Source organism: Bradyrhizobium sp. 191 (assembly GCF_023100985.1).
Lineage (GTDB): Bacteria > Pseudomonadota > Alphaproteobacteria > Rhizobiales > Xanthobacteraceae > Bradyrhizobium > Bradyrhizobium diversitatis.
Genome location: NZ_CP064692.1, coordinates 3,266,239 through 3,292,843 on the forward strand (window position 1 = coordinate 3,266,239; position 26,605 = coordinate 3,292,843).

The window sequence follows — 26,605 nt, forward strand, 5'->3', positions numbered from 1 at the left end:
TCAGGGGCTCCTCGACGTACCGCTTCTGCGAAGCGCACCTTGCGCGCTCGAGTGCGTTTTGCACGATCACAAGGTGATTGGCACGCATACCATCTTTGTCGGACGAATTATCGCGACTCGGCTAGCTCATGGCAGTCCATTGATCAACTTTCGGGGCGCGCTTCGAACCTTACCGCATGATTGAGTGCCGCTTGCGCACGTTACCGCTGCTCGAGACGAACAGCGGCTAGATGCGTTCGTGGGGAATCCGAGACATGATCATAGAATATGCCTGAAAGGGGCTTTCAACTGCTCGACCCCTAGACTTTGGCGGGTTCAAGCTCGTATTGAAGGGCCCACTGTCCCCCACACCTGCAGCCTTAAGAGGGAGCACTTTCGTTGACCAAGACCACGCGCTGATTCCTATTGGCTTGGTGCCTACGCTACCCGGACGTCCCAAAGACCGCGAAAACTGTGAAGCAGCCTACAACAAGATGGTTGCAAGCGCCCGTAAGCGCGGCTGGATCGACGTTAGTTCACATGCAATACGCGCGACGCACAAAGACACTTCTGACATGAAAAGCTACAACTCACATGGGAAATGGCGCACTTGACCATGTCGTGCAATTGTCTTTGCGTGATTTTGGATCAACACCTACCAGCCTTAATAGCACCGTTACCATCGACTGGCGTGTAGCATCGTTGCCGCGAAATGAGATCACACTTCACAGACACCTACGACCGACAAGTTGGCGAGCCTGATGATTACCGCGCTAGATCATGATCTGATTGAGTGGAACCGCACCACGAACTCGTGCGCGCGATAAAGGCTGAAACCTACAAGCGTCGATGACAGCCATTCCCAAAACCCCATTTTAAGCAGCCTCAATCCTCGACGGCATTCGCCGCTTGGTCGAAATCGGTCGCCGGTCTGGGCGCATCGGATATCGCGCCCGCCGGGCAGCTTGGACCGGAGACGGTTGCAGCGATCGTTTGCTGGCGCGCTCCTCCGGGGAACAGGAGGCGCCTGGCATCGTGGTGCCGAGCCATTTCGACACAGTCCATCCGATCGGCTTCGTCGAGCGGCTGCCATTCAAGATCGAGGGGGAGAGCGCGTTTGGGCAGGAATCTACGACATGAAGTGCGGCGGCTATCTCTCCTATCATGCCTTTCCGGCAAGTTCGCACCAACGGCGCGCGCTCACCGTTCGGCGGTGCTCCAGTTCTACTTATCTTACGAAGAGATCGGCAGCCCGACCTCGGGCGCGCAGATAAAGCCGAGGGCGCAATGCCAATTATGTGCTAGTGACAGAGTTGGCGCGCGATGGCGGCAAGATCGTCACCGGATGCAAGATCTCGCGCGTTTCGAGCCGTTCATCACGAACGTGCCGTGGCATGCCGGCCATTTCGGTCGCGAAGGAGCTCGTGCCAAGGATCCTCGGGCTGACATCGCGCACCCAGGCCGTCAGTGTCAAGGCGGACGCAGAACTTAACCGCCCCCCTATGAGAAGTGAAACGCCGGAGCTGCGCTCTTCGATCATGCCAAACCCTTGCCGCCGGGCTCGGCTTCGATTTGGTCGACGTCCGGCCGCGTTTCCGACGGCGATTTTACCGCCTCGCATCGCAAGACTCGACGGCCTCGGTGTGATGGCAAGGGCGCGCATATCCACCATGAGCAGCTCTACATTTCGTTAGTTGAACCGCGTGGGCGGCTATAGCATCGGCTTTACCAGACGCTGCGATGATTGCTGCGCGACGCGATATCTGCCATCGCCATTTGCCGCCGTACGGCGGCGCGCTCGCGCATTCGCGCGGCTCGTTCTTCACGGCAGGCGCCGCTAGCTGGGGTGCATCTCGTGAATTGCGTTGGCGGACAAAGGCACGCCATGGCGTGAGGGTCGAGTGCGGAAGACGTGGTACTGTGTATTTCTCGGTTGCGGCCACTAACTAAGCTTGGCATCGCGAGCTCTTCCACTTTTCCTATCGGCGTTGCCCGGTGAGCCTCGGAAAAATTTGATCCAGCGACAAGTCCAAGGGGCTTGAATCGCACGTAACGTTAAATTGTATGATCTCAAGGTACACCAGTCTCGGGCTGGTCGAGATAAGGATTGCGAATGTTCGAGCATGTCAGAATCGCACCGCACCGTCTTACCTCGATCATCGCGACAGTGCGGCTTGCGGGTGGTCCTGATGGGCTCGACAATCTACGGGCGGCACCATACGCCTTCTTTGATTCACATCGCTGGAGAGCTGGTCAATTCAGAGGACGTCAACGTCACCCCTACCGCACTGTGCGGCTCCCATTGCAGATTGGAAACCGAGTTCCTCCGCGGGCCGGGACACCCGTGGAGATCAGTTGAACCAAGGAGTTTTTGGTTGTGTTCGTTCAGCCCGCTTGGAGCTCGCACGGCACCATCATCTCGGAAATGCACGACGGTCGATCCGACCTCCGATGGTTCCAATCGGCTTAGGCGGCTAATGTCGGTCGGCGCGACCGGCGCGACAATCGCGAAAGATTGCTTCGCATTTCGGGGCAGCACGATGAAAAACCCCGACGGTGTCAAGAACGTTCTGTTGGTCGACCACACTAAAGGTCAATGCCGAGCCATAGGCGGCTTCAAAGATGGAAATTCCAGATCTCCCTATATGTGCGGTGAGCTTGTAAGTCGGAACCCTGAAGAAGATAACGTCATGGTGCGCTTATCACTACGCGCAGATGCACGCCAGCGCTGTCGGACAAAACGGAGCCCGTGACGACGCGCCTACGCCTTTACGCTTTAAGAGATTTACATCGAGCCCGGGCTGATGACGTCGTCAAGACCGTATGCTTCCGACTGAGATCGCTTGACTGCTCGCGTGCCTGAAGGCCATCCGATGTGATCTGATCGCGATCGAGAGCTTCCAAACGGCTCAGGAGGTCAGGGGTTTAAGCAGTTTTGCAAGTACGTAGCGAACCTGAGCGAAAAGGGGACAAAGGTGGATCTTTGCACACTGATTGAGCGTAACGCGTCGTTTGCTCCCGACAAACCCGCGATCCACTTCGACGGGGGCACCCTAAGCTACGCCGCCTTCACTCAAAGGATCGAGCAAATCGTTCGTGCTCTAAAACACCAGCTCGGCATCGAGAGAGGCGACCGCGTTGCGATCCTTGGCCTCAACCGGCCCGACTACCTGGCCCTGCTCTATGCCTGCGCGCGACTCGGCGCGATGCTCGTTCCATTAAATTGGCGGCTTACGGTCGCGGAACAGTTGTTCATCCTCTCCGACGCCCGTCCCAAAGTGCTAGCTCTAGAACAGGCCTTTGATGCGCTGCTACCAGCTCTGGCGGGGCAATTGCCCGATACCTTTGTTGCCGGGTTGGACTTTTCGCCTCTCGGCGGAAGTAAGTGGGACTGCCTGGTAGACCAGGGCCGAGGCGACGATCGCAATCAGCACACGGACCTGTCTTGCCCGCTTCTGATTGTCTATACTTCGGGTACCACAGGGCGGCCGAAAGGCGCTGTGCTGCGTCAAGAAGCGTTGCTGTGGAATGGAGTTATGAGTCAGCACATGCATAACCTCGGCTCGACCGATCATGTCCTGACGGTCTTGCCGCTGTTTCACGTTGGCGGCCTGAATATCCAGACCACGCCCGCGTTGCATCACGGCGCGACCGTCACCATTCACACGCGATTTACGCCCGAGGCGACGCTTGCTGCGATCGAACGCGACAGACCTACGCTAGCAGCGTTGGTGCCTGCCATGATGCAAGTCCTAACCGACCATCCTCAGTGGCGGACGACGGACCTCTCCTCACTGAAGGCAATTTGCACCGGTTCAACGATGGTCCCGCAGCACCTTATCGAACGCTTTGTCGCGCGTGGGGTGCCAGTGCTGCAGGTTTACGGTTCGACCGAGACCTGCCCTATTGCTGTGTATACGAGGCTCGGCGGCGATCTTACGCGTAAGGGCTCGAGCGGCTTGCCCGGCCTATGCTGCGAAGCGGCTATTCTCGATGATACCGGCAACAAGTTGCAGGCAGGCAGCCCGGGCGAGATCGCCGTACGGGGCCCCAATGTCTTCAGCGGGTATTGGGGCGCTCAACAAGCAACGCGCGAGCCTTTGCACAACGGCTGGTATCTCACCGGTGACATCGGCCGCCGCGATGCCGATGGATACTTTTGGGTTCATGATCGCAAAAGGAACCTGATCATTTCCGGTGGAGAAAATATCTACCCGGCGGAAGTAGAGCGCGCGCTCATGGAGCATCCCGATGTCGCAGACTGCGCCGTTTTCGGTCGACCCGATCCGCGCTGGGATGAGGTGCCGATCGCTTATGTGATCAGGCGGCCGGGGGTTCGGCTTGACGCGGAAGCACTAACGGCGCATGCAGGCTCGCAGCTCGCCCGCTTTAAGGTGCCGCGCGAAATTATTTTCACGGAAGAATTGCCACGAACGGCGTTGGGCAAGATCCAGCATTTCGCGCTGAAGGGGCTTACACGATCAAGCCAGCACAACGACGGCGACTGAAGATTTCGATCGGCTTTGGCATTTCCTTTATCCCGCAGGCGTGGCCGCTGAGGGCCGCGAAAACCCCACGGGTCACCGCGTCTATGCCAACACGGCAGCTGCGAGTTGATCATTGTCGGCGCCTTTCCGTCGAATAACGTTGACCCGAAGTCGCTGATGCCGCGGATCCTCATTATGAATGCCGGTACCGCGCAAATGTCGGGCTCTGATCTGGCGACAACCAACTTTCGCTTGCCTCCAAGTCGGCTTGGTCTCCGTGTGGTTTGCACAGGAGGGAGATAGGGGGCCCGACCACAGTCCGGGTTTGGTAAGTCAAGGATTCGCCGACTGATATCTCTGGATGCTCGCGCAGTTTGGAAGGAGAAGCATTAGAACGCGTCATTTGAACCTCAGAAACGGGAGAGAACGCTGCATGGACGAGAAGGCAAGAGAGCTCAACAGAGCGGCACTCACAAGCGCTTCTCGGCCCATGCGCCTCCTTCTCGGTCTGCAGAGCAGACCGCCGAGCTGCACGACGCCAGAGTTGGCATGGTTCGGAATGTCTGTTGAAATGCTGCTGGCGGCATACATTGCCATCCTCTCACCGAATATCGCGATTTACATCTCCTGCGCTTTGAACTTGCCAATCAGATCGCAAACGCCGTTGCAGTCGACGTATGTTGACGGTTCGCACGAGACGTCGTCCGTGCCTTCACAGGTGCCGCACTCTTCCAGGAAGTTAATATAGAGGTGCTGAGCCGGAGCGACGTCGCCAGTTGGGGTACCCGTCCTCACTCAGCCGATATTCCGATCGTCCATCCCATCTCCGTTTTTGGCTCCTCGACGCCGCCGGCGCCCGCGTCAGTTAGAGCTTTGCCCGTGTTGCTGCCGGCGTATTCTGGGACGCGATCGAACTGCCCATGCCGCCTTTGGGAGCACGATTTGTATCAATCTTCCTATCAACCGATGAGTAGCGCGCCATTCGAGCCCGTCCGGGTTCAAAAGGAGAGATCGCTCTTGCGAGCCTGCGTGGACGCTCGCCCTTGACGAGTGCTTGCAGCAATCCCCGTACCAGCGCCTTGCTGAATAAAGCTTCTGATTATGCCCGGAAAAATTAGCGACCTGTCGATCGCGCAAGGCGTTTTGAACCTGGCCTGACTTGTTCGGCAGTCCGAAACCGCACAACAAGCGCCGGCCTCATAGTGTTAGCCTCGGACATTGCTGTTGAGGAGCATGCGCCGAAGCTGGAACGCGGCCTCATTTTAATCGGACCGCATCGACCCGGGCCGAGAGTACGAGATGGTCGTTACCGCTCTCACAGCGCGGAAAGCGATTATGCTTGATTCAAGATCAGGCCGTTAAGGGTCACGGCGAGATTGGTCACCAGCATGCCAACGATCCCATTGGTAAAATGAAACCGGCTTTGACTCGGTCCAAACAACTACAGTCTCGAGGCGCTTCATATCTGGATTTTCCTTTATCAAGCGTCGGGTGAAATGATCGTACTCTTCCAGATTATTTGCAGTCACCAACAGGATGAAATCAGCTTGGCCAGTGACGTAAAATCCGCTCATCACCTCCGTCATAGTGCGGATCCCCCGCTTAAAGCGATCAATGATGTCGGCGCGATCGCGCTCAAAGAAAATGAGGACCAGCATAGTCAAGCTTCGGCCGATCGCCCTTGGCGAAATGATTGAAACGTCTGATTCTATCACGCCCTCCTTTCGTAGGCGCTTTAGTCGGCGCTGAACTCCGGATGCAGATAGGCCAACTTTCGCGCCGAGTTCTTCACTGCTTAGGCGATTGTTGCGTTGAACGAGATCAAGAAGACGAGCATCGATTTTGTCGATTTCTATGGCTGCATTGCGGACTGTCGAGCGCGACCGCCTCGTCCAAGCATGCGACATAGTCCCATTGAGCGTCCCGGTCATCTCCAAACCTCCTCCCTAGCACCTCTACGAATGTACGTCTTCAGCCGACAATGCGCGCACTGACGAGTTGAAAGCTCAAACCTTATCGGGGACAGCTAACCACCGGTTCGGGCTCGTGCGCGCCCGGTCGGCTTGCGTCGCCTCTCCTAATTCCAATAAGCCGCTAAAGCTCTTTTCCTCACGGCGCTGTTTGTGGGGTGAATTTCCTTCAGCTATGTCACATCGCGCCCGTGGCGGCGCGCAGGCCACACTGGCGGTTCTCGAAACCGATTAATGACAGCACTCTTCCATAGGCAGGACGGCTTCCCGCCTGCGTCCCGTCGTGTGATGATCGATCACTGGATCGCAATAGATCAGGAAGCAGCGCGCCCGGTATCGTCCCGCTCGCACCAGCATCGAGATCTGGCATCATTGTAATGGCTTCCTCTCCGTCGAAGTGAACCGCCCCGGGTTTGCCGGAGGCCATTTGGTTTAAGTTATGCCGCCATGGCCGGTTGTTCCAGCATGGCGTAGTAGCGTTGCTCGGCTTCGGCCGGCGGGATGTTGCCGATGGGCTCCAGGAGCCGCCGGTTGTTGAACCAGTCCACCCATTCCAGCGTCGCGAACTCGACGGCCTCGAAGCTGCGCCATGGTCCGCGCCGATGGATCACCTCGGCCTTGTAGAGACCGTTGATGGTTTCGGCGAGAGCGTTGTCATAGGAATCTCCGACGCTGCCGACAGAAGGCTCGACGCCAGCTTCAGCCAGGCGTTCGGTGTATTTGATAGAGACGTATTGGCTGCCCCTATCGCTATGATGCACGAGCCCGCCGCGATGGACCGGTCGGCGATCGTGCAGGGCCTGCTCCAGCGCATCGAGCACGAAGCCTGCGTGCGCCGTGCGGGAGGCCCGCCAGCCCACGATCCTGCGGGCATAGGCGTCGATCACAAAGGCGACGTAGACGAAGCCGGTCCAGGTCGCGACATAGGTGAAGTCGGAGAGCCAGAGGACGTTCGGCCTTGGTGCCTTGAACTGGCGATTGACGTGATCCATCGGGCATGGCGCGGCCTTGTCGCTGATCGTGGTCTTGACGGATTTGCCGCGGATGACCCCTTGCAAACCCATGTCCCGCATCAGTCGCGACACCGTGCAACGGGCAACATCGAAGCCTTCGCGCTTGAGCTGCCGCCAGACCTTGCGCACGCCGTAGACGGAGAAGTTTTGATCGAAGACGCGCCGAACCTCGATCTTCAGCGCGGCGTCCAGCCTGGCGCGCGCCGACCGCGTGGCCGGATCGCGCCGCTTCGCGACATGGGCGTGGTAGGTCGAGGGGGCAATCGGCAACACCTTGCAGATCGGCTCGACCCCATGCGCCCCACGATGATCGTCAATGAAGGCGATCATGGCTTGGACCGGCGGTCGAGCTCCGCCATCGCAAAATAGGCGCTTGCCTTGCGCAGGATCTCGTTGGCCTGCCGAAGCTCGCGGTTCTCCCGTTCGAGCGCCTTCAGCTTCTCGGCCGTATCGGTCGGAACGCCGGTCCGCTGCCCGCTATCGACCTCGGCCTTCTTGACCCAGTCATGCAGCGTCTGCGGCGTGCAGCCGATCTTGGCCGCGATTGACGTCACTGCCGCCCAGCGCGACGGGTGCTCGCCGGCGTGATCCAGAACCATCCGAACCGCTCGGGTCCGGACCTCGGGTGAAAACTTGTTCGTTGTCTTGCTCGTCATGGCTCCATCCTCTCAGGAGTTGGAGCCTCCGGCAAACCCGGGGCGGTTCAAAGGGGCCTAGGATTGCCTCTCCTCCGGCGTCAGTCAACGTCCGCGGCTTCGCCGCGGCAAACGGCACCTCGATATTGAAATAACTAAAGCGCCGCATCTCCCGGGCAAGGCGCACCAGAAACGACATTGTTAACGTCACGCCACTGAGCAGCGCATTCAGGACCAGGATCGAAATCTTGGCCGCATCTGCGACACGGCCGAAACGATCGAACATCGAGGGCGCGTCTGCGTTGAGGCTCACGCCGAGATAGGGCGGCATCAGCATCAGAAGGCTTGCGCCACGCGCGGCCGCATAGCGGGCGCGCTCGATTGCAAATTGCGTGCTGAAATGTTTGCATGTGATCATGACCGCCTTGCGACTACCCACATGAGCCAGGACAAATCAACCAATATATCGCACTCCTGCTCCGATAACAGGAACTGCTCGGAACAATGAGCCAGAATGCAGATCCCATCGACGCGCTCGTCGATCATGCATTCGAGCACGCGGCGCTGCCCCTCAAGGGCAAGAACTCCGGTTTCCGTGAAAGCCGGTGCGACTGGGAAGAGGCGGCTATAGGCGTATTTCCATGCATTTGGCATGAGCAGGCGTCCAACAAGCAGATGTCCTTGACGGTCAGATGTCTTTGGGCTCGCTCAGGTCATCAAGAACATTCGATGCCTCGAACAGATAATAGGATTCGAGAATGGTCCTCGCAGTGTTCGCCGCCTGCAACCGAAAGGCCGAACTGATCATCGGGCGTCCAGCCATCTGCTGCGAAGACTTCGTAGTTATTATTCCAGAGGGTCCACCAGAAACTAAAGGCTGCGTCGGTGTAGCTCATGCCATAACCCGCTTCACTTTTCTCTTCCGATGCAGGGCATGAGCAATCCCCACGAGATCATTCCGGCTCTGCGGCAGCCTTTGCCGATGAGATCGGAGCGATAGAACTTTATCCCAGCGGTTGTCCGTGGATACGCGGTGTTTTTCGGTCAGCATTTTGGAGATGACTCGAACTGTCCTGCTTCGGCCTTATGAGGCGCGGCCCTGCCCCGATCGTGATTATTCCAGATGAGGTCGCATTGGTTGCTGGCGTCCGAACTCAGCATCTGGGTAATTTTGGGAAATATCCCTTGTAAGACGCAACCGTCTAATTCAGCTGCCAACTCAGACTTGTCGGTTTATCGCGTATCGCCGACGTGAACGGGATGATTCACCTAACATATGCTGAGCGGTGTCTTCCGCTTGTACAGCTTTGGAAAAGCAGACGGCCTAAAGGCTCCGCGGAAAGGAAACGCTAGCGAGCTTTTGTCTCAATCCCACGGGCTCCTCCTGCGGCCAAGGCATGCTTCTGAGCGAAGCTTGTTCTTGTTCAGGTGAGCGAAGGACACGACGCCCTATTATAGAGATCTTCAAATTGCCGGCCGTTTCAAGGATTCGAGCGCGCTGGCGTCCGCCAGTATCAGTCCCGTGTAAATCCTTGTCCACTGGACTCCGGCTGGACACTTTCGGAATGAAGCTGAGGCATCGGCGATGGTCAGGCGCATCAGGGACAAGACGCTCGAAAGCCGCAGTGCGCGGCTGGACAAGCCGGTGCGCAAAACGCCCGTCTTTGTATCAATCGGACAAGGCCTGTCGATCGGTTATCGGAGGAACGAGACCGCCGGCACGTGGGTGTTTCGCAAAGCCGACGGATCGCGACTATACGGCCCCCCGGACACTCGGACCCCATTGTCGACTACAGCGCGGAGTGCAACCGATCTAAGCGCGTGCCATTACGAGGCCCCGATGCAAAACCACTGTCGACCTCCAAGGTCGCACCGTGCCTTTGTATCTGAATCATGACCGATCCGGGGAGAACAACCCGCAGTAAGCGATCTTAAGCCAAACTCCGTCGTGCCAGCAACGATTGACATAATCGAAATAGTCATTACCGAAAGTCAGGATCACAAGAATTGTAACCGGCAGGCCCTCGCCGATGTCTTCGATCTGCGACAGACTGTACGCCCTGGCGCCACCCGCTCGATCGCATCGGCTGGACAGCCTGCGACCACCTCAATCTCGTGGCTAGCCACGATATCGATGATCTCTTCGCTCATGCCGGCGTCACAGTTTCTTGCTTGAAGGTATCAACTGCGGCCCGGGTCAGCCGAAAAACGCCACGACCACGGGACAGTGGGCGATAGGCAGAGCCGGCTCGGGCCTTGAGAACATTAAACCATTGGTCGGGCGTGAGCCTCGCCGGGCGCTCGCTGATCTGGATCACCCTGCCATTCGGGGCGAAGCGGGCGTGAATGATGATCTGCGGATTCATATCGTTCCCGTTTTTTTTGCCAGGTTTAGAGACCGGTGGGCTGCTCGATTGTGACGTGTTCAGTTTCGCCCCCTTTGGGGTGGACCTCGCGCCGCGACTTGAACTTCGCACCTGCATTGGTGCCGGGTGGCCCGTTCGGGTTGACGGCGATAATCGCCCGTGTGTTAGGCCTCATACGTACTTCGGCATTGCCTTGAGCCACGTTTCGGACCAACAGTCGATGTCGGCAAACTCCGCCCGTGCGTCCGCGAGATTGATGGCGTGGACGGCCTGAGAAACGAATAGGAGGAGGCGATTACCTCTTGCTCCCGCTCGATACTGACCGCCTTCAGGCCAAGCAGGAGCCCAATCGTGCGCTTGGAACCGCAACGTTATACTTGCGGCCAACATAGACCGCGAAAGCTCGTTCGAGCCTCTCAGTCGTCCACCGACTGGAAATTCGCTGCGAACACAATTGCGCTTCGACGGCAGAGAGTCGGCAACAATGATATCAGGATCCGAGAGCGGAGTTGCATTCACCGCCTCCGCGTCATCGAGGCGATTCTCTGCAGGTCCAGTTCTGATCATCGCCCAACATGCCTTCTAGCCAGCACCAATCCAGTCGCTCGCGCCTGGTCGGCCGTAATCTGCATGCAGTGGTCCGATCCATCGATTAGATGCAGGTCAAACTGTGGAAGACGCCGGAATGGCTGCTCCGCCACATCCGACGCAGCACATCGAACCAAGGTGAGCTGCGGAAAGCGGCTCCTTAGGTCAGCAACGGCGCTAGTGTCTGTGTTAGCTGTCGCAAGCAGGCGTTCGATTTCGATCAATTGTTCTGTGGCGAGCGCCATTGTGGCTCCTATATGACTGCTGCTAAATGAGCATCACTGCCAGAACAGCCGCTCGGGATCCGTGTTCAATTCGTCGATCGCAGAGGCCAGCCGGTGGAAAATGCTGTAAAATTTCCAGTTTCCTCGCGCATGGTTCTTGAAGAACTTTCCAGATCCCGCTCTCGGCATCGTAATGAAATAGCGCGACATCGATCTGACCGCCATCGTTCTCGATATTGCGCGAGCAGCAGGGACTCTCAATGAGATAGCCAGCCTTTACCGGCGTCACACTAGGCGAGACATAGCGATAGTGCTTGCGCGAGATCAAAGCACGTTCGATCCGCTTGCGATCTAGCTCGTTCGGATGCGGGATCAGCCCGACCGGTACCTCTCTCGACACTCTCATTGCGAGAACATCCCCTCAAAGGATTGTGATCTCTTCTTCAAGACAACCAACGACCAGCCGCTCACCAAAACCTACAAGATAAATCGGCACGCGCGCTTCGGTATGCATCGCGACCCGGACAATCTCGCCGATAGCACCGGCGCCGACCAGGATCCCATCAGGCGGCGCGGTGGCAACTGACTCGTCATTGATGAGATTGACTGCGGTTTTCACGCGCTGGCCCGATCGATATTTTGGAACGCACGGCTCTGTCATGACACAGCCATTTCCGGCAATGGCAGATCATCTACGCCCTCGTCGACCGGGTCGAGCTCTTTGCGCCCCATGCCGACGCGGTAGCCGCTTTCAAGAAATTCGACACCGTAGATATGGAATTTCTGCAGGAACGTGCCGATGGAAACGACATAACCCACGTCGCCCTTCCTGGCCAGAATGTCGCCGATCTCCTTGCCGCGAAAGGTGTCGTCATTGCGGATGGTACTGCTGGCCCGCACCTTTTCGCCGAGGCTGAACGCGGGCGGCCCGCTTTGCTGGACCACATCACTGTCGCGAACGATCATGTTCATGCACCGCCCCCTCGCGAACCTGCAGGGCGCACGGAGACGCGAGCAGAGGTGCTCTTCTGCAGCATATTGCCCTCGTCTGCGATGAGACATGCCGACTCGTCATCCGCGATGCGAATCGCCACTTCGTAGCGGGCATGCCGTTCAGGTTCGCCAGCGAGTTCCGGAAACTCCTCCTGCCTGGTCGTGATCCTCGCCGCAGGCTCATCCTCAATCTTGGCCTGATAAGCCTTGCGCGTCTCGAGGTCATATTGAACGTCCATGACCATGACCTTCTCTATGGTGAACTCGCTGCTGCGATCATCTCCGAGCAGGCCGACGGCGTCAGCGCGGCACTGGCGGCGATGCCGCATCATCTTTATCTGACCTTCACAAGCATCCTGAAGCGCCGCCAATTCCTGCGCTGTCGGGCCTCGCTGGCCTTTGAGCCCGAATGCTGTGCCGTGTTCGGGCGCGGAGATCTGTGGCATGATAAGTCGTTTTCGGATTGGCCAAGGCATCGCCGGGGCCGGCGATACCGAGCACAGTCAGCTGTGGAATTCTGGTGGCGACCGCGAGCAGCTTTCTCACCGCCTGCTCAGGAGTGAGCTTCTCACTAACAACCCCCGGACGCGATTCATTGGCGCAGTCGTACTTACGATTGGAGTAGTTGCATTGAATATTGCAAGCCGGCGCGACCGCGACATGGATGCGAGCGTAATGATGATGAGCTTCTTCGCTATAGCAGGGATGAGTCCTACCTTTGTCCCAGATTTCGGACGGCAGATCGCCTGGGGCAGCCTGTGACCCATAGCTCCCTTTGCCATTCTTCGAAGAGCTCCGGGAACCCTTATAACCGGTGATGACCCGCATCCCGCCGCTATCCTCAGCATCTTTGACATGTTTTCCGCGTCCGGCCTGAGCGGCCACAGAACGAGAGTTAGCAACTCGCGTGCCATCTCGGATGGCGATGGCATTCCCGCCCTGTGAATGAGTTAGCTAGACGTGATCCGCACAGTTGCGCGCGCGTCAGCGACAGTTCACACGTCGCAAATGCGACAGGCGTCGCGATTGTGACGGAGATGGCCGTTGGGTTCTCATTGAGCTCTCGCGTGAAATCTCCCAACCCGCACCGGTCGTTTGCGATGCGACCTCTTCCTACTAGCGGACCGGGGCGAGCAGCCCACTTTGCGTCGCTACTTGGCGCTCAACATCTCTATTGCGTGCGGGAGCCATATCGCGATCGGTGTCAGGTGTTGCTCGACCAGAAAGCAGAGTTCGTTGCGCGAGAGTGCTTGCGGATCGACGATCGCGTAATGGACGTCAGCCGAGCGTTTGGTGATCTGCCGCGCATAAATAGCAAAAGCCGATCTGAAGCGACAGCCGATGAAGAGGAAGCTCCGTCCGTTCCGCCTTTCCTTGATGATGTCGGGAACTGGTGTCTGGATGTCGATTTCAGTCAGAACCTCAACATAATCAGCGTCAGTAATCAGAAAGCTCTTGACCGGCAGCACGCCGCCATGCGGCTTGCGCAGCACAGTAGGCCAATGGGCCCCGCAACGGGACTTATACTCCTATGTTCCAGCCTATTCGCCTTTATCTTCTTATAGAGCTTAAGTAATTTAAGGCATCGTATCGCCTCTGAGATCAAAGACAATAATTCTCTTTTCGACTGCCGACTTGCCACCTTGGCCAGCTTGATGTGCCGGGCCATCCACCGGCGGAGATCGTGACAGTCCAGGTTGGTTGCGCCGGCCTCGTTAGCCAGCAGTTACTCTGCGGACCAGCCGGTTGAGCCCTTCGATGGCTGCACGCAGCAGCTTGCCGTCGGTCGGGAAGGTGACGGCTTTGGGCTGCACCGTGGTATCCACGGTGACCCGCTTGAGATCGCGCCTGCGCAGTGCCCCGGCGTCGTGCGCCACCCTCAGGCTCTCGGCCAGCAGAAGCTCGAGCTTGTCACCAAAGCGCTTAGAGCCGGCTCGGGAAATCTGAACAGGGCGATAAGTGGAGTTTCTGCCTGACGGCGGGCAAGATTGGCCCGCGAATCAGGAGAGACGATGAGCAGACGAGCACGCCGGAATCACTCACCGGCCTTCAAGGCGAAGGTGGCGCTGGCAGCCATCAAGGGCGACCGAACGGTAGCCCAACTGGCCGAGCATTTCGACGTTCACCTGTAGCGCGACAAACTGGATAAGAGGCGGGCGACAATCAGGATGAGAATCCGGTGTCGCGGGAGAACGATAATTGCGGCGTTAATTGTCGCGCGCAAGGACTTTGTCAGGTTGATTGTCGCGGCGCGTCAATCAGCAGCGATATTGGCAGGTGTGGCGTATGAGGCCGGCCGCCCCGGACCTCGCTTTCGTTCGATGGCCTCGCGCCGGCGGTAGCTCTCGACATTCATCTCGAAGATGCTGGCGTGATGGACCAGGCGATCGACGGCGGCGAGCGTCATGGCGGGATCGGGAAAGACCTTTCCCCATTCGCCGAAGGGCTGGTTGGCGGTGATCAGCATCGACCGTCGTTCGTATCGGGCGCTGATGAGCTCGAACAGCACGCTGGTCTCGGCCTGATCCTTGGTGACGTAAGCAAGGTCATCGAGGATCAGCAGATGGAAGCGATCGAGCCGGTCGATAGCGGCTTCGAGGCCAAGTTCGCGGCGGGCGACCTGAAGCTTCTGGACGAGGTCGGTGGTGCGGGTGAAGAGCACGCGCCAGCCGTTCTCGATGAGAGCGAGGCCGATGGCGGACGCCAGATGGCTCTTGCCGCCGCCGGGCGGACCGAAGAGGAGCAGATTGGCGCCCTTCTCGAGCCAGGCGTCGCCGGCGGTAATCGCCATAATCTGGGCCCTGGAGATCATCGGCACGGCCTCGAACTCGAAGGTGTCAAGGGTCTTGCCCGGCAGGAGGTGGGCTTCGACGAGATGGCGCTCGATGCGGCGGCGATCGGCGAGTTCGTGTTCCGCGATGGCGGTGAGGAAACGGGCAGCGGGCCAGCCTTCCTTATCGGCCTGTTCGGCGAATTTGGGCCATATGAACTTGATGGCAGGAAGACGCAGTTCGTTGAGAAGGATGCCAAGCTTGGCGGTATCGATGGTGCTGTTCGTCTTCATGCCACGTCTCCACCGATCAGGGCTTCATAGACATTGAGCGGCACGAGGTGGATCTCGACGTTCGGCAGTGCGGCGGGATCGGGCGCGAAGTGGGCCCGCAAAGCGGCCATGTCCGGCAATTGCTCGGTCTCCAGAGCGGTGGAAAGCTTGTCGGCCAGTTCGCTCTCGCAGCCGCGCTCATGGGCGAGCGCGAGCAGATCGGTCATGACGCGGCAGGCCTGGCGCTCCGGCAGGCGCATCAGGAGCGCGTCGAAGGTTCGCCGGTAAGCGTCGCGTGGAAACAGCTGATCGCGATAGACCAGGCTGAGCAGCGCCATCGGCTTCCTGCGCAGCGAATGGATGACATGGCGATAGTCAACCACTTGGTCGTGTTTGCCGGAAGCATGAGGGCGCCCCCGCGTCAGGGTCATGAGCGGGGTGCCGCCGATGAACAGGTCCAGCCGGTCGTCGAACAGGCGCACCCGGAGCCGATGGCCGATCAGGCGCGAGGGCACGGTGTAGAATACCTTGCGCAGCGTGAAGCCGCCCGAGGAGGTGACGCGGACGCCGACTTCCTCGTAATCCGAGGTGCGCTGGCCCGGCAGGGGCTGCAGTCCGGCGCGTTCGAGGTCGATGCGCTTGGCATTGCGGGCATTGCGGCGGCTGACGATCTCGTCGATGAAGCCGCGATAGGCGGCCAGATCGGCGAAATCGGCAGAGCCCCGCATCAGCAGCGCGTCCTGGATGGCGCGCTTGAGATGGCCGTGCGGGCCTTCGATGGCGCCGTTCTCGTGGGCGATGCCGGTATTGTTGCGCGAAGGCGTCATGCCGTAATGACGGCAGAACTCATCGTAGCGGCGCGTCAGGTCTGTGCAGGCTTGGGGGTCGAGATTGCGGAAGGCCGCCGAAAGGCTGTCGGTGCGGTGCTCGCGCGGTACGCCACCGAGCGACCACAGGGCGTTCTGCAGCCCTTCCGCCAAGGCCACGAAACTCTCCCCGCCGAGCACGACATGAGCGTGTTCGAAGCCGGAATAGGCCAGCCGGAAGTGATAGAGCCGGTGATCCAGCGCGGCGCCGGCGATCGCAATGCCGGCATCGCCCATGTCGGTGAAATCCGAAAGGCCCATCCGGCCGGGCTCATGCACCTGCCGGAAAATGATCTCACGCTCCGCGCCATGAATGGCGCGCCACGATCGGATGCGCCGCTCCAGCGTGCGGCGAATGCCGCCGCCCAGCTCGGGATGCCGCCGGATCATCTCCTCAAAAATAGCGACAGAGCGGAGGCCCGGGGAAGCCTGCAGCATGGGCACGACCTCGGCTTTAAAAGTATCGCCCAACGGGTCGGGCCGGCGCCGCTCGCGGGGCGCCTTCCTTTGCGAGGGCAGCCTCGGGTCCTTCTCGATGCGATAGGCCGTGGCGATACTGATCGACGCCTTCGCCGCCGCGGCGGCAGTGGGATTAGTCTGACGGAACTTCATAAAGAGCCTCATCTGGTGATCGGTTACATGGCGGCCAGGCACAAAGTGATTCCCCCTCGCAGAAGAACCACCTCCATACCCGGCCGACCGGGATCACCGGGCGGCACGGCCCCTTCCGGGATCGCGCCGCCGGCGGGCTCGTAACTCCGGTCGGGCTACGCCCTCCCTGCGTTACAAGCCCGCCGGCCTCTTCTCATCCAGATTGACGCTCCACTTCCATCCTGATTGTCGCGCCGCATTCACCCCAATCAGATTACGGCGTGGAAATCGCAGCTTGAGGGCAATGCTTCCGAGATTTTCGGACCAGGGGGCGGGCCGCCGGCCGCGCTTGCAGTCGATGTGAAGTCGCTGCATGCCAAGATCGGAGAGCTGACGCTGGAGAACGAATTTTAGAAGGAGCGCTCACCAAGGCGGGATTGCTGAGCGCAAAGCGATGATCGACCGTGGACACGATCTGTCGATCACCAAGCAGGCGGAAGTTTTGAAGATCAGCCGCGGCAGCGTTTATTATCTGCCGCGCCCGGTGTCGTCCGCCGACCTCGCGATCATGCGGCATCTGGATCGGCTGCACCTGGAGTTCCCCTTCGCCGGTTCGCGTATGTTGCGAGGCCTGCTGGCTTTGCAGGGGTGCAAGATCGGCCGCCGGCATGTGAAGACGCTGATGCGGCGGATGGGGATAGAGGCGCTCTATCGCCGTCCGCGCACCACCAAGCCTGAACCGGGCCACAAGATCTATCCGTATCTGCTGCGCGGCATGGAGATCACGCATCCGAACCAGGTCTGGGCCATGGACATCACCTACATCCCGATGGCGCGCGGCTTCATCTATCTCGCCGTCGTGCTCGACTGGGCGACCCGTCGAGTTCTGTCCTGGCGGCTGTCGATCACGATGGAAGCAGCCTTCTGCGTCGAGACCCTGGAAGAAGCCTTGGCACGCCATGGCAAGCCGGAGATCTTCAACACCGACCAGGGTTCGCAGTTCACCGGCGCGGCGTTCACCGGCCTGCTCGCCAGCAAGGGCATCGCCATCAGCATGGACGGCAAAGGGGCCTGGCGAGATAATGTGTTCGTCGAACGGCTGTGGCGCAGCGTCAAATACGAGGAGGTCTATCTGCGAGCCTACGAAACCGTCGGCGAGGCGCGACATTCGATCGGCCGGTATCTCGACTTCTACAACCGCGCATCAGAACACCCATCTGTCAATGTTGTTGAAGAGAAGAGACTTTGCTGATTGGGATGCGATCCCGTGGGGTATCTTGGGTTCTGTCGCGCTCGTTCGGCGATAGATTGAGCGGCAGTTGTTATCAGCGAGGCGCGGGCGAAGATCCACGGGCCGTCCGATAGCGGATGGAAGGCTTCGATTTCGCCGGCTTCGGCGGCCAGCCGGAGCGTCTTGGGCGCAATCTTCAGGAGCTTTGCAGCGTTGCCAAGGTTGAGCCAGGGTTCGATCCCGTCATCGGCGGGCTTGAACACCGGGATGTGGTAGTTCGAGCGCATTGATGTGACGCGCTCGCGGGTCCAGCGATTGCCGTTGCCCGTCTTGAGGCCGTTGCGGTTGAAGAGGCCGGCAATCAGATCGTCGCTGGCGATCAGCACCAGTTGACGCACGGCTTGGATGATATCGGCAGAGGTGCTGTTGCGCTGTCCGCGCCGGCGCTTGGGCAAGCGCAACTCGCTGTGGGCGCCACCCACCCAATGGACGAGGAGAACGATCTCGGAAACCGCGTCGTCGATATCGGCCACGACCTCATGGATGAGGGTGCGCACAATGCGCTTCTTGAGGCGAGCATCCGTCGTCGGCGCATCCCAGACCGTTTTGAGGTTTGAGGCCAGTACGCCGAGCGAAGCTGGATCAGCAATAGGTGCGGGCGTCGCCGCATCATGCATAGCGATCTTGTCCTCGACCTCCGCCGCGTGAGCGAGCGCCCTGTTCCAGCGCGCTTCAAGCTCACTCGCCACCAGCCGGTTCGCGGGGTCAGCGGCATCGTATTGCCGGAAAGCCCGGTCGGCGGCATAGCGCGCCGCTTCCAGATCGCGACTGAGCGCATCGCGCACCTGATCGCGCCGTTCCCCGGCTTCCTTGGCGGCAGCGGTTGCAGCGGCGATAGCGCCTGGGCCGACGACGCCAAGCAGTGCTTCCTCGATTGCATCATCGACGCGCAATCCTCCGAAGGCGATGCAGTGAGCGCCGCCATTGTCCATCCAAGCGCGGCTGCAACTGTAGCGCGGGATATGGTGCTTCATGCCGGAGTACCGGAGTGTGAGCTTGCGGCCGCAGCGCTGGCACCGGATCAGACCGGCCAGCAGCGCGTCTCCATGCTTGGGCGCGCCGTGATGCCGACCAGTGGGAACGTTGCTGCTGACCATCGCGCGGATCGCCTCGAACCTCTCCCAGCTCACATACCCGTCGTGGGTATCAGGCTTCAACGTCAACCATTCGTTCCGCGTCTTGCCGCGGATCTTCACGCTCATGCCCTCGGCGGTGTATCCCGCCGCCACAGCCGTCTTACCATAGGCATAGGCGCCGCCGTAGACCGGGTTCTCAATGATCCGGTGGATGGCGGAGTAACTCGGTCGCCGCCAGGCTGTGTCGCCGTTGGACAGCTTCACCGGCAGATCGAGATTGTACTCGTGGAGCCAGCAGAGCGCCTGTCGCGCACTGCCCAGTTCCTCGACCTTGTCGAACACCAACTGGATCGCTTCCTGGACGCGCCGATCCGGATCTTTCTCATAGCGGTCGCCGGCCTTCACGAAGCCGACGGGCGCCGCCGCAACCAACTCGCCGCGGCGCGCCTTCTCGTGGCGGGCCGAGAGCGAGCGCTGGCGCAACAGATCCAGCTCGTACTCGTTGAGGCTGCCCTTGAGCCCGAGCAGCAGGCGGTCGTTGCCGTGCCTTGGCGCATAGATGGTCTCCTGATCGACCAGAACGGTGTCGATCACGCGGCACATCTCGATGAGTTGCTGCCAATCCCGGCTGTTGCGAGCGAAGCGCGAGACCTCGCGGGCGCAAACCGCACCAACCTTACCGAGGCAAACGTCCGCTACCATCCGCTCAAAACCAGCGCGTTGTACCCCGCCGGCGGCTGAACGACCGAGATCATCATCGATCACTTCGATCTCTGACCACCCGAGCGCCGTCAGCCGGTCCCGCATGGCGTATTGCAACGCGCTGCTCTCGCGATTGTGCAACACCTGATGTGCTGAGGATTGGCGCACGTAAAGAATCGCCTTGCGCTCCAGATGATGTGGCCTGACCTTGTCAGAGATCATGACCGGCCTCCTTCGCGGGCGGCGTCGCTGTCGTCGCAGCATGGTCGAGGATCAACTGCGTCATCAGCCTCGTGAGGGCCGCCCGGGCTTCCGCCGGCAGCTCCGGCCATGCGGGCGCGCCGATGGCGTCGTGCGACAGGTCGCTCCCGAACAGATCCATCTGCCGCTGCGGCCGCGGTTGTCGATTGTGTCGGTATCCGCTCCCTGGCATTGCCGTCTGCCGTGACATGGGTCTCTCCCCGATTCTGGCTGTGAGAGGCTCTGGATGCGCTAGAAAACAGGGCAGCTGATGGCGTTCGATCCATCAACGCCAGATCGAGAAGCGCAGAAAGCGCTGCAAGTGCGGTTATGCTGACAAATGGCCGAGCTGCCAAAAGCTCCGCCTCAGGGCATGCCGTCCGGTCGAACATCCATGCAGGAACCTCCAGCCAACGATCTGCTTGCGATCCATCCAGCGTGCAGCGGAAGGCGACATCGCCGGCCTTGTCGACGGCCCCATGAACGCAAACTCGGCAGCCAAACCAAGGATGATATCGATAAAGAACCTCGCGAAGAACGGTCCTGTGGGCGTTCTCAAACCTTGTTGTACAACGGACGAAGGCCCCATTCGAGCCTTGACGACATGACCCCGGATCAAGCCTACTTCAACCTTCCGCCGCTCCGCGTGGCGGCCTAATCCCGGCAGAGGCTCCACTTATCGACGCGGAGAGTCTGTTCAGACAAGCGGGACCAGCTCACTTGCACCAATGGCTGAGATCCGAGCGCTCATGCGGAAACTCGTGCTGGAAAAACGCCTCGCCGGTGAAGTGCTGGGAATACGGATCACGGACCCAGCGATCGCACACGCCTTCGTCGGAGAGACCATAAATGTGCTTGAGCAGCAGCAGCCCAACCACGAAGCGGGTCTCGATCCCAGGGCGGTCCTTGTCGCTGTACAGCGGTGCAATCTGCGCATCGACCCAAGCCCAGTCGACCTTGCCGGCGAGCTGCACCGGCTCGTGCTTCATGTTGATGATCTGATCGAGCCTGGCACGAAACAGATCGCCTTCTTCCGTCGCTTTCGGCTTCTTCGGTCGCATCGGCTCCTCCGATACGGCCATCGAATCAGGCTTTGCGATTCGACGGAATCTCAAACTGCAAATTGCAGGCTTCCGATGCTCAAACCTATCAACGCCTGCAATCCGAAACGCACCAACGTCCGGAAACCCGATTCCTGATCAGCACCTTAGGCGTTGTTCACGGACGACGGCCTAAGAGGGATGTTTCAAGAACGAGGCGGGAGCGAATTGACGTGAGTCAATGCGAACCAAGCGTGTCGGCCATCGATCGCTTTATGCCGAGCGGCATCAGCGCTCAGATACTGTTGCCGTTGAGAGGCGGCGAGACTCCCAGGCACTCCGTCCCACTTGGCCGCGCCTGCGCCGTGGCCTCAGCCAACGGCTCAGGCGCCGAGAATCGAGGTCCATACATGAATGGTGCACTGCGCATCGCGGGATCTTGGATCTGATCGAAGCAACAGCACCTTTCCCCGATATATGCTGAGATATCAGCACTTCTCGTTCCAGCTCTCCAATAAAACGTTCGAAGCCCACAACGGCATCGAAAATTCTCCTTCGGCAACCCGATCGTCGGGCGCGGCCTTGATCGCCTAGATTGTCCGGTCTAAGAGTGCGGTGCGCACGTTCGGCTCTTAGAGGACCGGCGCCGCCCCAGTCGTTCAGGCTCGCGCCGACGTAGTTCGACAGAATGGGATCGTGCCGGCACTGGCGATGCCAGCTCACGAGCTCTCGTGTCCTCTGGCTGGACTTGGGGCGTGCCAGGGCGCGGCTCCATCAGTTCGAGCACCGCTCGTCCCTCGTCCGTGATGCGCCACCCTCCATTCACACGCTCGACGAGTCGTTGCGAAAAAAGGTCGAGCTCGGGCACGCGGGCGCCCATTCCCTTGGTGCGCGCCGCCCAATCGGGACCGCTCGTGGCCAAAATGGCCATGTCTCGCTTGAGGTCCGGCATGGATGCGAACCCGTCCGGGTAGCTCACAAGGATCTTCAACACCGTGACCTGGAAATTCACATGAGCACTATCAGTGTTGTCCGCACCTACCGCCACATTGTTGGCGCAGAGCGAAGAGCTTCCATGCCGACCTGCCTAAGGCGGTCCGCCGTGATCTCACCTCTGTTGGCGGCGTCCAAGATCTTGGAAGCGACATGGGCCCGAGTGCCGGTTTCGCTGCGAGGCAGACCCTCGCAAACCTCCTCAAGAACAGCACGCAAAAGCGCAGTGGTCGTTGCGTCGAACACTTGGCGACTCCGGAAGGCGCAAAAGAATGCTAGCACGAGGAAGCACGCTGAAACTTTCAAATGAACTACTAGCTGATTCCAAGACTATGAACTTCACCACAGTTGCCGTTGTTCGTTGATTGCCTGAGACGTCGCGGCCGTGTCCTCCTCACGGAGGATAGTTATGATGCTCTTGCTCCGCCACGCCAGTGCCGAGGAACCACCTCCGTGATGGAATTTCAGCCCCGGAGAGACTCTTTTTGACGATTTTCATCGCGATGGCTGTTCTCACCGCGCAACATGAACTCATTCTCGTGGCGGCGCATCTTCAGCATCAATATCGCGCGCTGAGGCTGATTGAGCTCGCTCACCCGATGCTCAACTGCGCGCACGGCCATTCGTAACTTGCCTTGAAATCCTTAATTCTCGTTGAAGCCAAGGTTTCGTTGGGCCGAGACCACGTTCTGGAATCGTGTTGCATAAAGATTGATGACAGACCGCAGGGAGGGTCATCGTCGCGCAAATCGGTCACGAATCCCTCAACACGACTGGATGCTGCGAGCTGGCGCTCATGATTATCGGCATGCTTCTTGATCGATTCTTCACTGGGCTTGCGCTCGAATTCGGTTGCAATTTGCCCGGATTCCAAGAAGGTTTGTGACAACGATACGACATGATCTTTGAATTCGTTGCTGGCATTCGACTCATGTTGCGCCACGCTCCCGTAGAGCATGGCGACAGTGCAGAGTGCGCCTGTGACAATGACCCCTGAAATCCCCGGCAGTGCCAGCTGTTCGCGTAGCCCAACGCGGAATCCGCGACGCGGTGATGATGTCCAATTCCGATCGCGACTTTGCGCATTTTGCCCCTCAAATGACTTGTTCGTACGCGCCCGATGCTGGTTCGCACTGTCGCGACGCGCAGCTATCCTGCCAAATCGCCGAGCTCAATGTTTCTCTGCCTCTCGTTGACGAGCGCTGACTAATTTAGATTGATTTGCTAAATCCTGAAACCGAGCTATCGAGGGTACGGACGCGTACAACGAGCGAGTGTTCGATGGCCTCAATGAACAGTACGCAAGTTCGAATATTCTCGCGAGAAACGCTTCAAGATAGCAGTTGCTGCGAACTTGGCGAAATCTGCGCACAAAAACTGCAAGATATCGCTGCGAACGCCTCCAATCCTCCCAGGTAAATGAGTATCCGATATCCGCTTGCACGATCTGACGACGTTTCGTGCAAGATTGGAGTTCCCAGTGAGTTCATTTACTTGCCGAGCTCCTATTCAGTGCCCTTCGGGGCTTTTTCCTCCCTGACTCGGCCGCGCGGTATCTCGCGCGGCCTTTTTTCGCGATCGACGAAGACCTGATTGCTCGGATTTGAAAACCTCCAGGAGCAACGCGACGACCCCGACCGCCGCCGCACAACCCACGCAAGGCTCGTCCTTCCTGCGCTAGAGCGTTTTCCACTTGATGTGGGTCATCGTCCATAGCCAGCGTGTCGAAAGTAATTGACGCACTGCGCAGGCGCAAACGTCTTGGTGAGCCTGCCGATCAGCTTCCAGAGTGCTTTGACGGTGCGGGCCGCGGCCTTGCGGACGGCCGTTTTGAGTTTGGAGAATGCCAGCTCGATTGGGTTGAGATCTGGCGAGTAGGCCGGTAGATAGCGCACGCTTGCGCCGGCCGCCTCGATCGCCTGGCGCACGCCGTCGATCTTGTGGGTGCGCAAATTGTCCATAAAGACGGTGTCGCCCTTTTTCAGGGTCGGCGCGAGAACCTGCTCGACATATGCAATGAACGTTGGCCCATCCATCGCGCCATCGATGACATAGGGTGCGGTCATGCCCTTGAACCGTATGCAGCGATGAACGTCAGCGTCTTCCAGTGACCGTGTGGCACGCTGGCGACCAGCCGCTCGCCACGCGGGCTACGGCCATAGCGACGGACCATTTTCGTCGTGACCGCGGTCTCGTCAATGAACACCAGGCGCGGCGCCTTAAGCGCAGGCTGCTCAGCTTTCAGCGCAGCGCGCGCAGCCGCAACATCAGGCCGATCCTGTTCGGCGGCGTGCAGAGTTTTTTTTGAACGTGATCTTGTGACGATCGAAGAAGCGCCAGATCGAGGTCGTTCCAACCTTGAGCCTCTTCGCGCGGCTGAGCCGCACGCGGATGTCATCCAGCGTCAGGTCAGGCTCCCCGGCGATAAGATCGAGTAGCCATTGCTCATGTTTGTTCAGCGGCGAGCGGTTATGGCCGGTGCCGGGTTTGGCCTCGACGTTGCCGGTCGTTGTCCAGCGCTCGATCCAGCGGATCGCCGTCGAGGCACCGATGTTGAGTACACGCGCGACCTCCCGCGCGCTCTCGCCTTCCTCGACCATCGAGACGGCCCGCACCCGCAGGTCCTTCGAGTATCCCTTCGCCATCGTGCCCCCCGTTGTCGTCGGAGGAACCGAATCTGATTTGCCCGATCGAGGGAATCCCCTAATCTTCCGATTCACATCAAACGGAAAGCGCTCTAGCGTCTGAAGAACCCGTCACATCTGCGGGAGGCCTGCTACACTGATGGCGCCTGAGTCGGCTCACCTCGCCTTTCGGTAAAAACAATCTGGCGATCGGCATTGAGCTCGCCAAACTGCCGCAGCTCTCGGCCGACGGCTGCACGAGAGCCGTGGAGGCTGCTGAACGAGCGCTCCCTGCATGGGCTAAGCTCACAGCCAAGCAACGTTCCAACATCCTGCGCAAATGGTACGAAATGATCGTTGCCAATCGCGAGGATCTCGCGCTAATCCTGACCTCCGAGCAGGGCAAGCCGCTCTCCGAGGCGCTAGGCGAAGTCGATATCGTTGGCGCCTATGTCGAGTTCTACACCGAAGAGGCGCGCCGCATCTATGGCGAAACGATTCCCTCGCCGCGCCCGGATGCAAGGCTGCTTGCGATCAAGCCACCGATTGGCGTCTGCGGCGCCATCACGCCGTGGAACTTCCCCAACTCGATGATCACCCGCAAGGTATGGCCGGCGCGCCGCAGGCTGCACCGTGGCGCTGAAGCCAGTCAGTGAGACGCCGCTCTCGGCGCTTGCGCTCGCAGCCCTCGCTGAGAAAGCCGGCGCGCCCAAGCGTGTCTTCAACGTCTTCACCGGAGATTCGCGACCGATCGGCGAGGTTTTGTGCGAGCACGCGGCCGTGCGCTTTGTCGGCTTCACCGGCTCGACCGAGGTCGGCAAGATCCTCTACCGTCGGGCCTCCGTCGGCCTGAAGAAGCTCGGCCTCGAGCTCGGCGGTAAGGCGCCTTTCGTGGTGTTCGACGACCCGATATCGATGCCGCCATCGAAGGCGCCATCGTCTCCAAATACCGCAACATGGGCCAGACCTGCGTCTGCGCCAACCGCCTCTACGCACAGGCAGGCATCTATGAGGAATTCGTGCAGGAGCTCTCGACGAAGGTCGCGGCGATAAAGATCCGCGAGGCTGCGGTTCACATTGTCCATGAGCGGCGCGATCGCGGCGGTTGTGCTCAGTCATAATTCGGTCTTGACAGCCGCAGCTCTGGTTTTGGCGGGCGCCGTATGGACGTGGACGCTGTTCAACATTGGCGTGCAGCTCTCCGCCCGCGCTGGGTTGCGGACCAATCCGTTGCGGCTTGGTAGGCTGCGTTCTCTGGGGGCCTCGCAGTTGGCAGTTGGGGCTGGGGGCGTCTCACCGACGCCGTCGGTGTCGACATCACGCTGCTCGCCTTTGCCGGACTGATGCTGCTCTTGCCGCTGCTTGGGCGCTGGCTGCGCATGCCGGCCATCACCGAGCGCGGGGATGACGCCGACATGCTTGCCGATCCTAAGGTGCGGCTCCCGCTGACCTGCCGGAGCGGCCCACTGGTAGTTGAGCTCGACTATCGCGTGGCCTCGGAAAATGCGCGAGCCTTCCACAACCTCATGCAGGATGTGCAGCTCTACCGGCGACGCAACGGCGCCTATGGTTGGTCAATTTGCGCGTGATATCGCCGACCCGAGCTGTGGACTGAGCGCTAGACTGCCCGACATGACTCGATATTTGCGCCAACGCAACCGCTGGACCAGTCGGAGTGCGCATTACACGAGAAGGCCATGGCTTTCCATATCGGGCCTGAGCCCCTGAGTATCTGTCGCTGGAGCGCCCGTTTGGATCGGTACGCTGGAAGGATGATATGCCCGACCGCGCCGCGAGTGAGCGCTAGCTGCTGGTTGAGAGCGCGGCGCAGGCACTAGCTGTAGTCCCTTCCATCGCACCCGCATTCAAGGATCCCGGGCACGT

Annotated in this window: 18 protein-coding genes, 10 pseudogenes and 1 other annotated feature; of the genes and pseudogenes, 6 read left to right on the forward strand and 22 right to left on the reverse strand. The window is 59.6% G+C overall.

What is annotated here, in order from left to right:
* Positions 1-73: 73 nt before the first annotated feature.
* Both IVB23_RS39305 and IVB23_RS15050 read left to right on the forward strand, forming a co-directional pair.
* A complete protein-coding gene (locus IVB23_RS39305; RefSeq protein ID WP_253075443.1) occupies positions 74-184 on the forward strand; it encodes a hypothetical protein in 111 nt (36 codons plus the stop codon).
* A gap of 2,770 nt (positions 185-2,954) precedes the next feature.
* Positions 2,955-4,487, forward strand: coding sequence for an AMP-binding protein (locus tag IVB23_RS15050; RefSeq protein WP_247804023.1), 1,533 nt, complete (start codon positions 2,955-2,957; stop codon positions 4,485-4,487).
* Between the two features lie 1,337 nt (positions 4,488-5,824).
* Here the strand turns inward: IVB23_RS15050 and IVB23_RS15055 are convergent.
* The 12 genes and pseudogenes from IVB23_RS15055 to IVB23_RS15110 all read right to left on the reverse strand — a co-directional run.
* A complete protein-coding gene (locus tag IVB23_RS15055) occupies positions 5,825-6,397 on the reverse strand; it encodes an Lrp/AsnC family transcriptional regulator (RefSeq protein WP_346659147.1) in 573 nt (190 codons plus the stop codon).
* Positions 6,398-6,873: 476 nt separating this feature from the next.
* Positions 6,874-8,048, reverse strand: a protein-coding gene (locus IVB23_RS15060) for an IS3 family transposase (RefSeq protein WP_247804024.1) whose coding sequence is annotated in 2 segments (ribosomal slippage) — positions 6,874-7,814 and positions 7,814-8,048 — 1,176 coding nt in all. Because the reading frame shifts where the segments join, the coding sequence is not laid out codon by codon here.
* Positions 7,705-7,821, reverse strand: a sequence feature (AL1L pseudoknot). (Overlaps the previous gene by 117 nt.)
* Positions 7,954-8,502 (reverse strand): hypothetical protein, encoded by a 549-nt coding sequence (locus IVB23_RS15065; protein WP_247804025.1) that lies wholly within the window; start codon positions 8,500-8,502, stop codon positions 7,954-7,956. Before IVB23_RS15065 ends, IVB23_RS15060 begins: the two co-directional genes overlap by 95 nt.
* A gap of 298 nt (positions 8,503-8,800) precedes the next feature.
* The gene (locus IVB23_RS15070) at positions 8,801-8,980 is read right to left on the reverse strand and encodes a hypothetical protein (RefSeq protein WP_247319890.1); all 180 of its coding nucleotides are present in this window, start codon (positions 8,978-8,980) and stop codon (positions 8,801-8,803) included.
* Between the two features lie 1,251 nt (positions 8,981-10,231).
* On the reverse strand, positions 10,232-10,450 hold the full coding sequence (locus IVB23_RS15075; RefSeq protein ID WP_247804026.1) for a hypothetical protein: 219 nt from the start codon (positions 10,448-10,450) through the stop codon (positions 10,232-10,234).
* A gap of 563 nt (positions 10,451-11,013) precedes the next feature.
* Positions 11,014-11,283, reverse strand: a complete 270-nt coding sequence (locus IVB23_RS15080; protein WP_247804027.1) for a DUF6129 family protein — start codon at positions 11,281-11,283, stop codon at positions 11,014-11,016.
* Positions 11,284-11,316: 33 nt separating this feature from the next.
* Positions 11,317-11,668, reverse strand: a pseudogene (locus IVB23_RS15085) (DUF3024 domain-containing protein).
* 15 nt (positions 11,669-11,683) lie between these two features.
* Entirely contained in the window at positions 11,684-11,923 is a 240-nt protein-coding gene (locus IVB23_RS15090; protein WP_247804028.1) for a nitrogen fixation protein NifZ, read from the reverse strand.
* Complete coding sequence (locus tag IVB23_RS15095; RefSeq protein ID WP_247319897.1) at positions 11,920-12,234, reverse strand: nitrogen fixation protein NifZ; 315 nt, start codon at positions 12,232-12,234, stop codon at positions 11,920-11,922. The genes IVB23_RS15090 and IVB23_RS15095 overlap by 4 nt, the downstream gene beginning before the upstream one ends.
* Positions 12,235-12,380: 146 nt before the next feature.
* Positions 12,381-13,083: pseudogene (locus IVB23_RS15100) on the reverse strand (hypothetical protein); the annotation flags it as partial.
* Positions 13,084-13,406: 323 nt separating this feature from the next.
* Positions 13,407-13,748: an SIR2 family protein gene (locus IVB23_RS15105; RefSeq protein ID WP_247319898.1), complete on the reverse strand. Its 342-nt coding sequence runs from the start codon at positions 13,746-13,748 to the stop codon at positions 13,407-13,409.
* A 225-nt stretch (positions 13,749-13,973) separates the two neighbouring features.
* Positions 13,974-14,180 (reverse strand): annotated as a pseudogene (locus IVB23_RS15110) (IS5/IS1182 family transposase); the annotation flags it as partial.
* Positions 14,181-14,267: 87 nt separating this feature from the next.
* Here IVB23_RS15110 and IVB23_RS15115 point away from each other — a divergent pair.
* Positions 14,268-14,381 (forward strand): annotated as a pseudogene (locus IVB23_RS15115) (transposase); the annotation flags it as partial.
* 81 nt (positions 14,382-14,462) lie between these two features.
* On the opposite strand, the pseudogene istB reads toward IVB23_RS15115, so the two are convergent.
* Both istB and istA read right to left on the reverse strand, forming a co-directional pair.
* Positions 14,463-15,319: pseudogene (gene istB, locus IVB23_RS15120) on the reverse strand (IS21-like element helper ATPase IstB).
* Positions 15,316-16,788 carry an IS21 family transposase gene (istA, locus tag IVB23_RS15125; protein WP_247804030.1) on the reverse strand — a complete coding sequence of 491 codons (1,473 nt, stop codon included), beginning with the start codon at positions 16,786-16,788 and terminating at the stop codon, positions 15,316-15,318. The pseudogene istB and the gene istA overlap by 4 nt, the downstream one beginning before the upstream one ends.
* A 225-nt stretch (positions 16,789-17,013) precedes the next feature.
* Between istA and IVB23_RS15130 the strand changes: the two are divergent.
* Positions 17,014-17,953, forward strand: a pseudogene (locus tag IVB23_RS15130) (IS3 family transposase); the annotation flags it as partial.
* Here the strand turns inward: IVB23_RS15130 and IVB23_RS15135 are convergent.
* The 8 genes and pseudogenes from IVB23_RS15135 to IVB23_RS15165 all read right to left on the reverse strand — a co-directional run bounded on the left by IVB23_RS15135 (position 17,947) and on the right by IVB23_RS15165 (position 24,742).
* Positions 17,947-20,046, reverse strand: coding sequence for a recombinase family protein (locus IVB23_RS15135; protein WP_247804031.1), 2,100 nt, complete (start codon positions 20,044-20,046; stop codon positions 17,947-17,949). The pseudogene IVB23_RS15130 and the gene IVB23_RS15135 sit on opposite strands and share 7 nt — an antisense overlap.
* Positions 20,036-20,206 (reverse strand): hypothetical protein, encoded by a 171-nt coding sequence (locus IVB23_RS15140; RefSeq protein WP_247804032.1) that lies wholly within the window; start codon positions 20,204-20,206, stop codon positions 20,036-20,038. Before IVB23_RS15140 ends, IVB23_RS15135 begins: the two co-directional genes overlap by 11 nt.
* A gap of 577 nt (positions 20,207-20,783) precedes the next feature.
* Positions 20,784-21,125 (reverse strand): annotated as a pseudogene (locus IVB23_RS15145) (transposase); the annotation flags it as partial.
* A gap of 583 nt (positions 21,126-21,708) precedes the next feature.
* A complete protein-coding gene (locus IVB23_RS15150) occupies positions 21,709-22,116 on the reverse strand; it encodes a hypothetical protein (protein ID WP_247804035.1) in 408 nt (135 codons plus the stop codon).
* A gap of 26 nt (positions 22,117-22,142) precedes the next feature.
* On the reverse strand, positions 22,143-22,343 hold the full coding sequence (locus IVB23_RS15155) for a hypothetical protein (RefSeq protein WP_247319900.1): 201 nt from the start codon (positions 22,341-22,343) through the stop codon (positions 22,143-22,145).
* A 218-nt stretch (positions 22,344-22,561) separates the two neighbouring features.
* Positions 22,562-22,693, reverse strand: a complete 132-nt coding sequence (locus tag IVB23_RS39350) for a hypothetical protein (RefSeq protein WP_256469079.1) — start codon at positions 22,691-22,693, stop codon at positions 22,562-22,564.
* Complete coding sequence (locus IVB23_RS15160; RefSeq protein WP_247319901.1) at positions 22,690-23,055, reverse strand: hypothetical protein; 366 nt, start codon at positions 23,053-23,055, stop codon at positions 22,690-22,692. The genes IVB23_RS39350 and IVB23_RS15160 overlap by 4 nt, the downstream gene beginning before the upstream one ends.
* Positions 23,056-23,800: 745 nt before the next feature.
* A pseudogene (locus IVB23_RS15165) lies at positions 23,801-24,742 on the reverse strand (IS630 family transposase).
* A gap of 99 nt (positions 24,743-24,841) precedes the next feature.
* On the opposite strand from IVB23_RS15165, the pseudogene IVB23_RS15170 reads away from it, so the two are divergent.
* Positions 24,842-25,779: pseudogene (locus IVB23_RS15170) on the forward strand (aldehyde dehydrogenase family protein); the annotation flags it as partial.
* Between the two features lies 1 nt (position 25,780).
* Positions 25,781-26,528, forward strand: a pseudogene (locus IVB23_RS15175) (MFS transporter); the annotation flags it as partial.
* Positions 26,529-26,605: the final 77 nt, after the last annotated feature.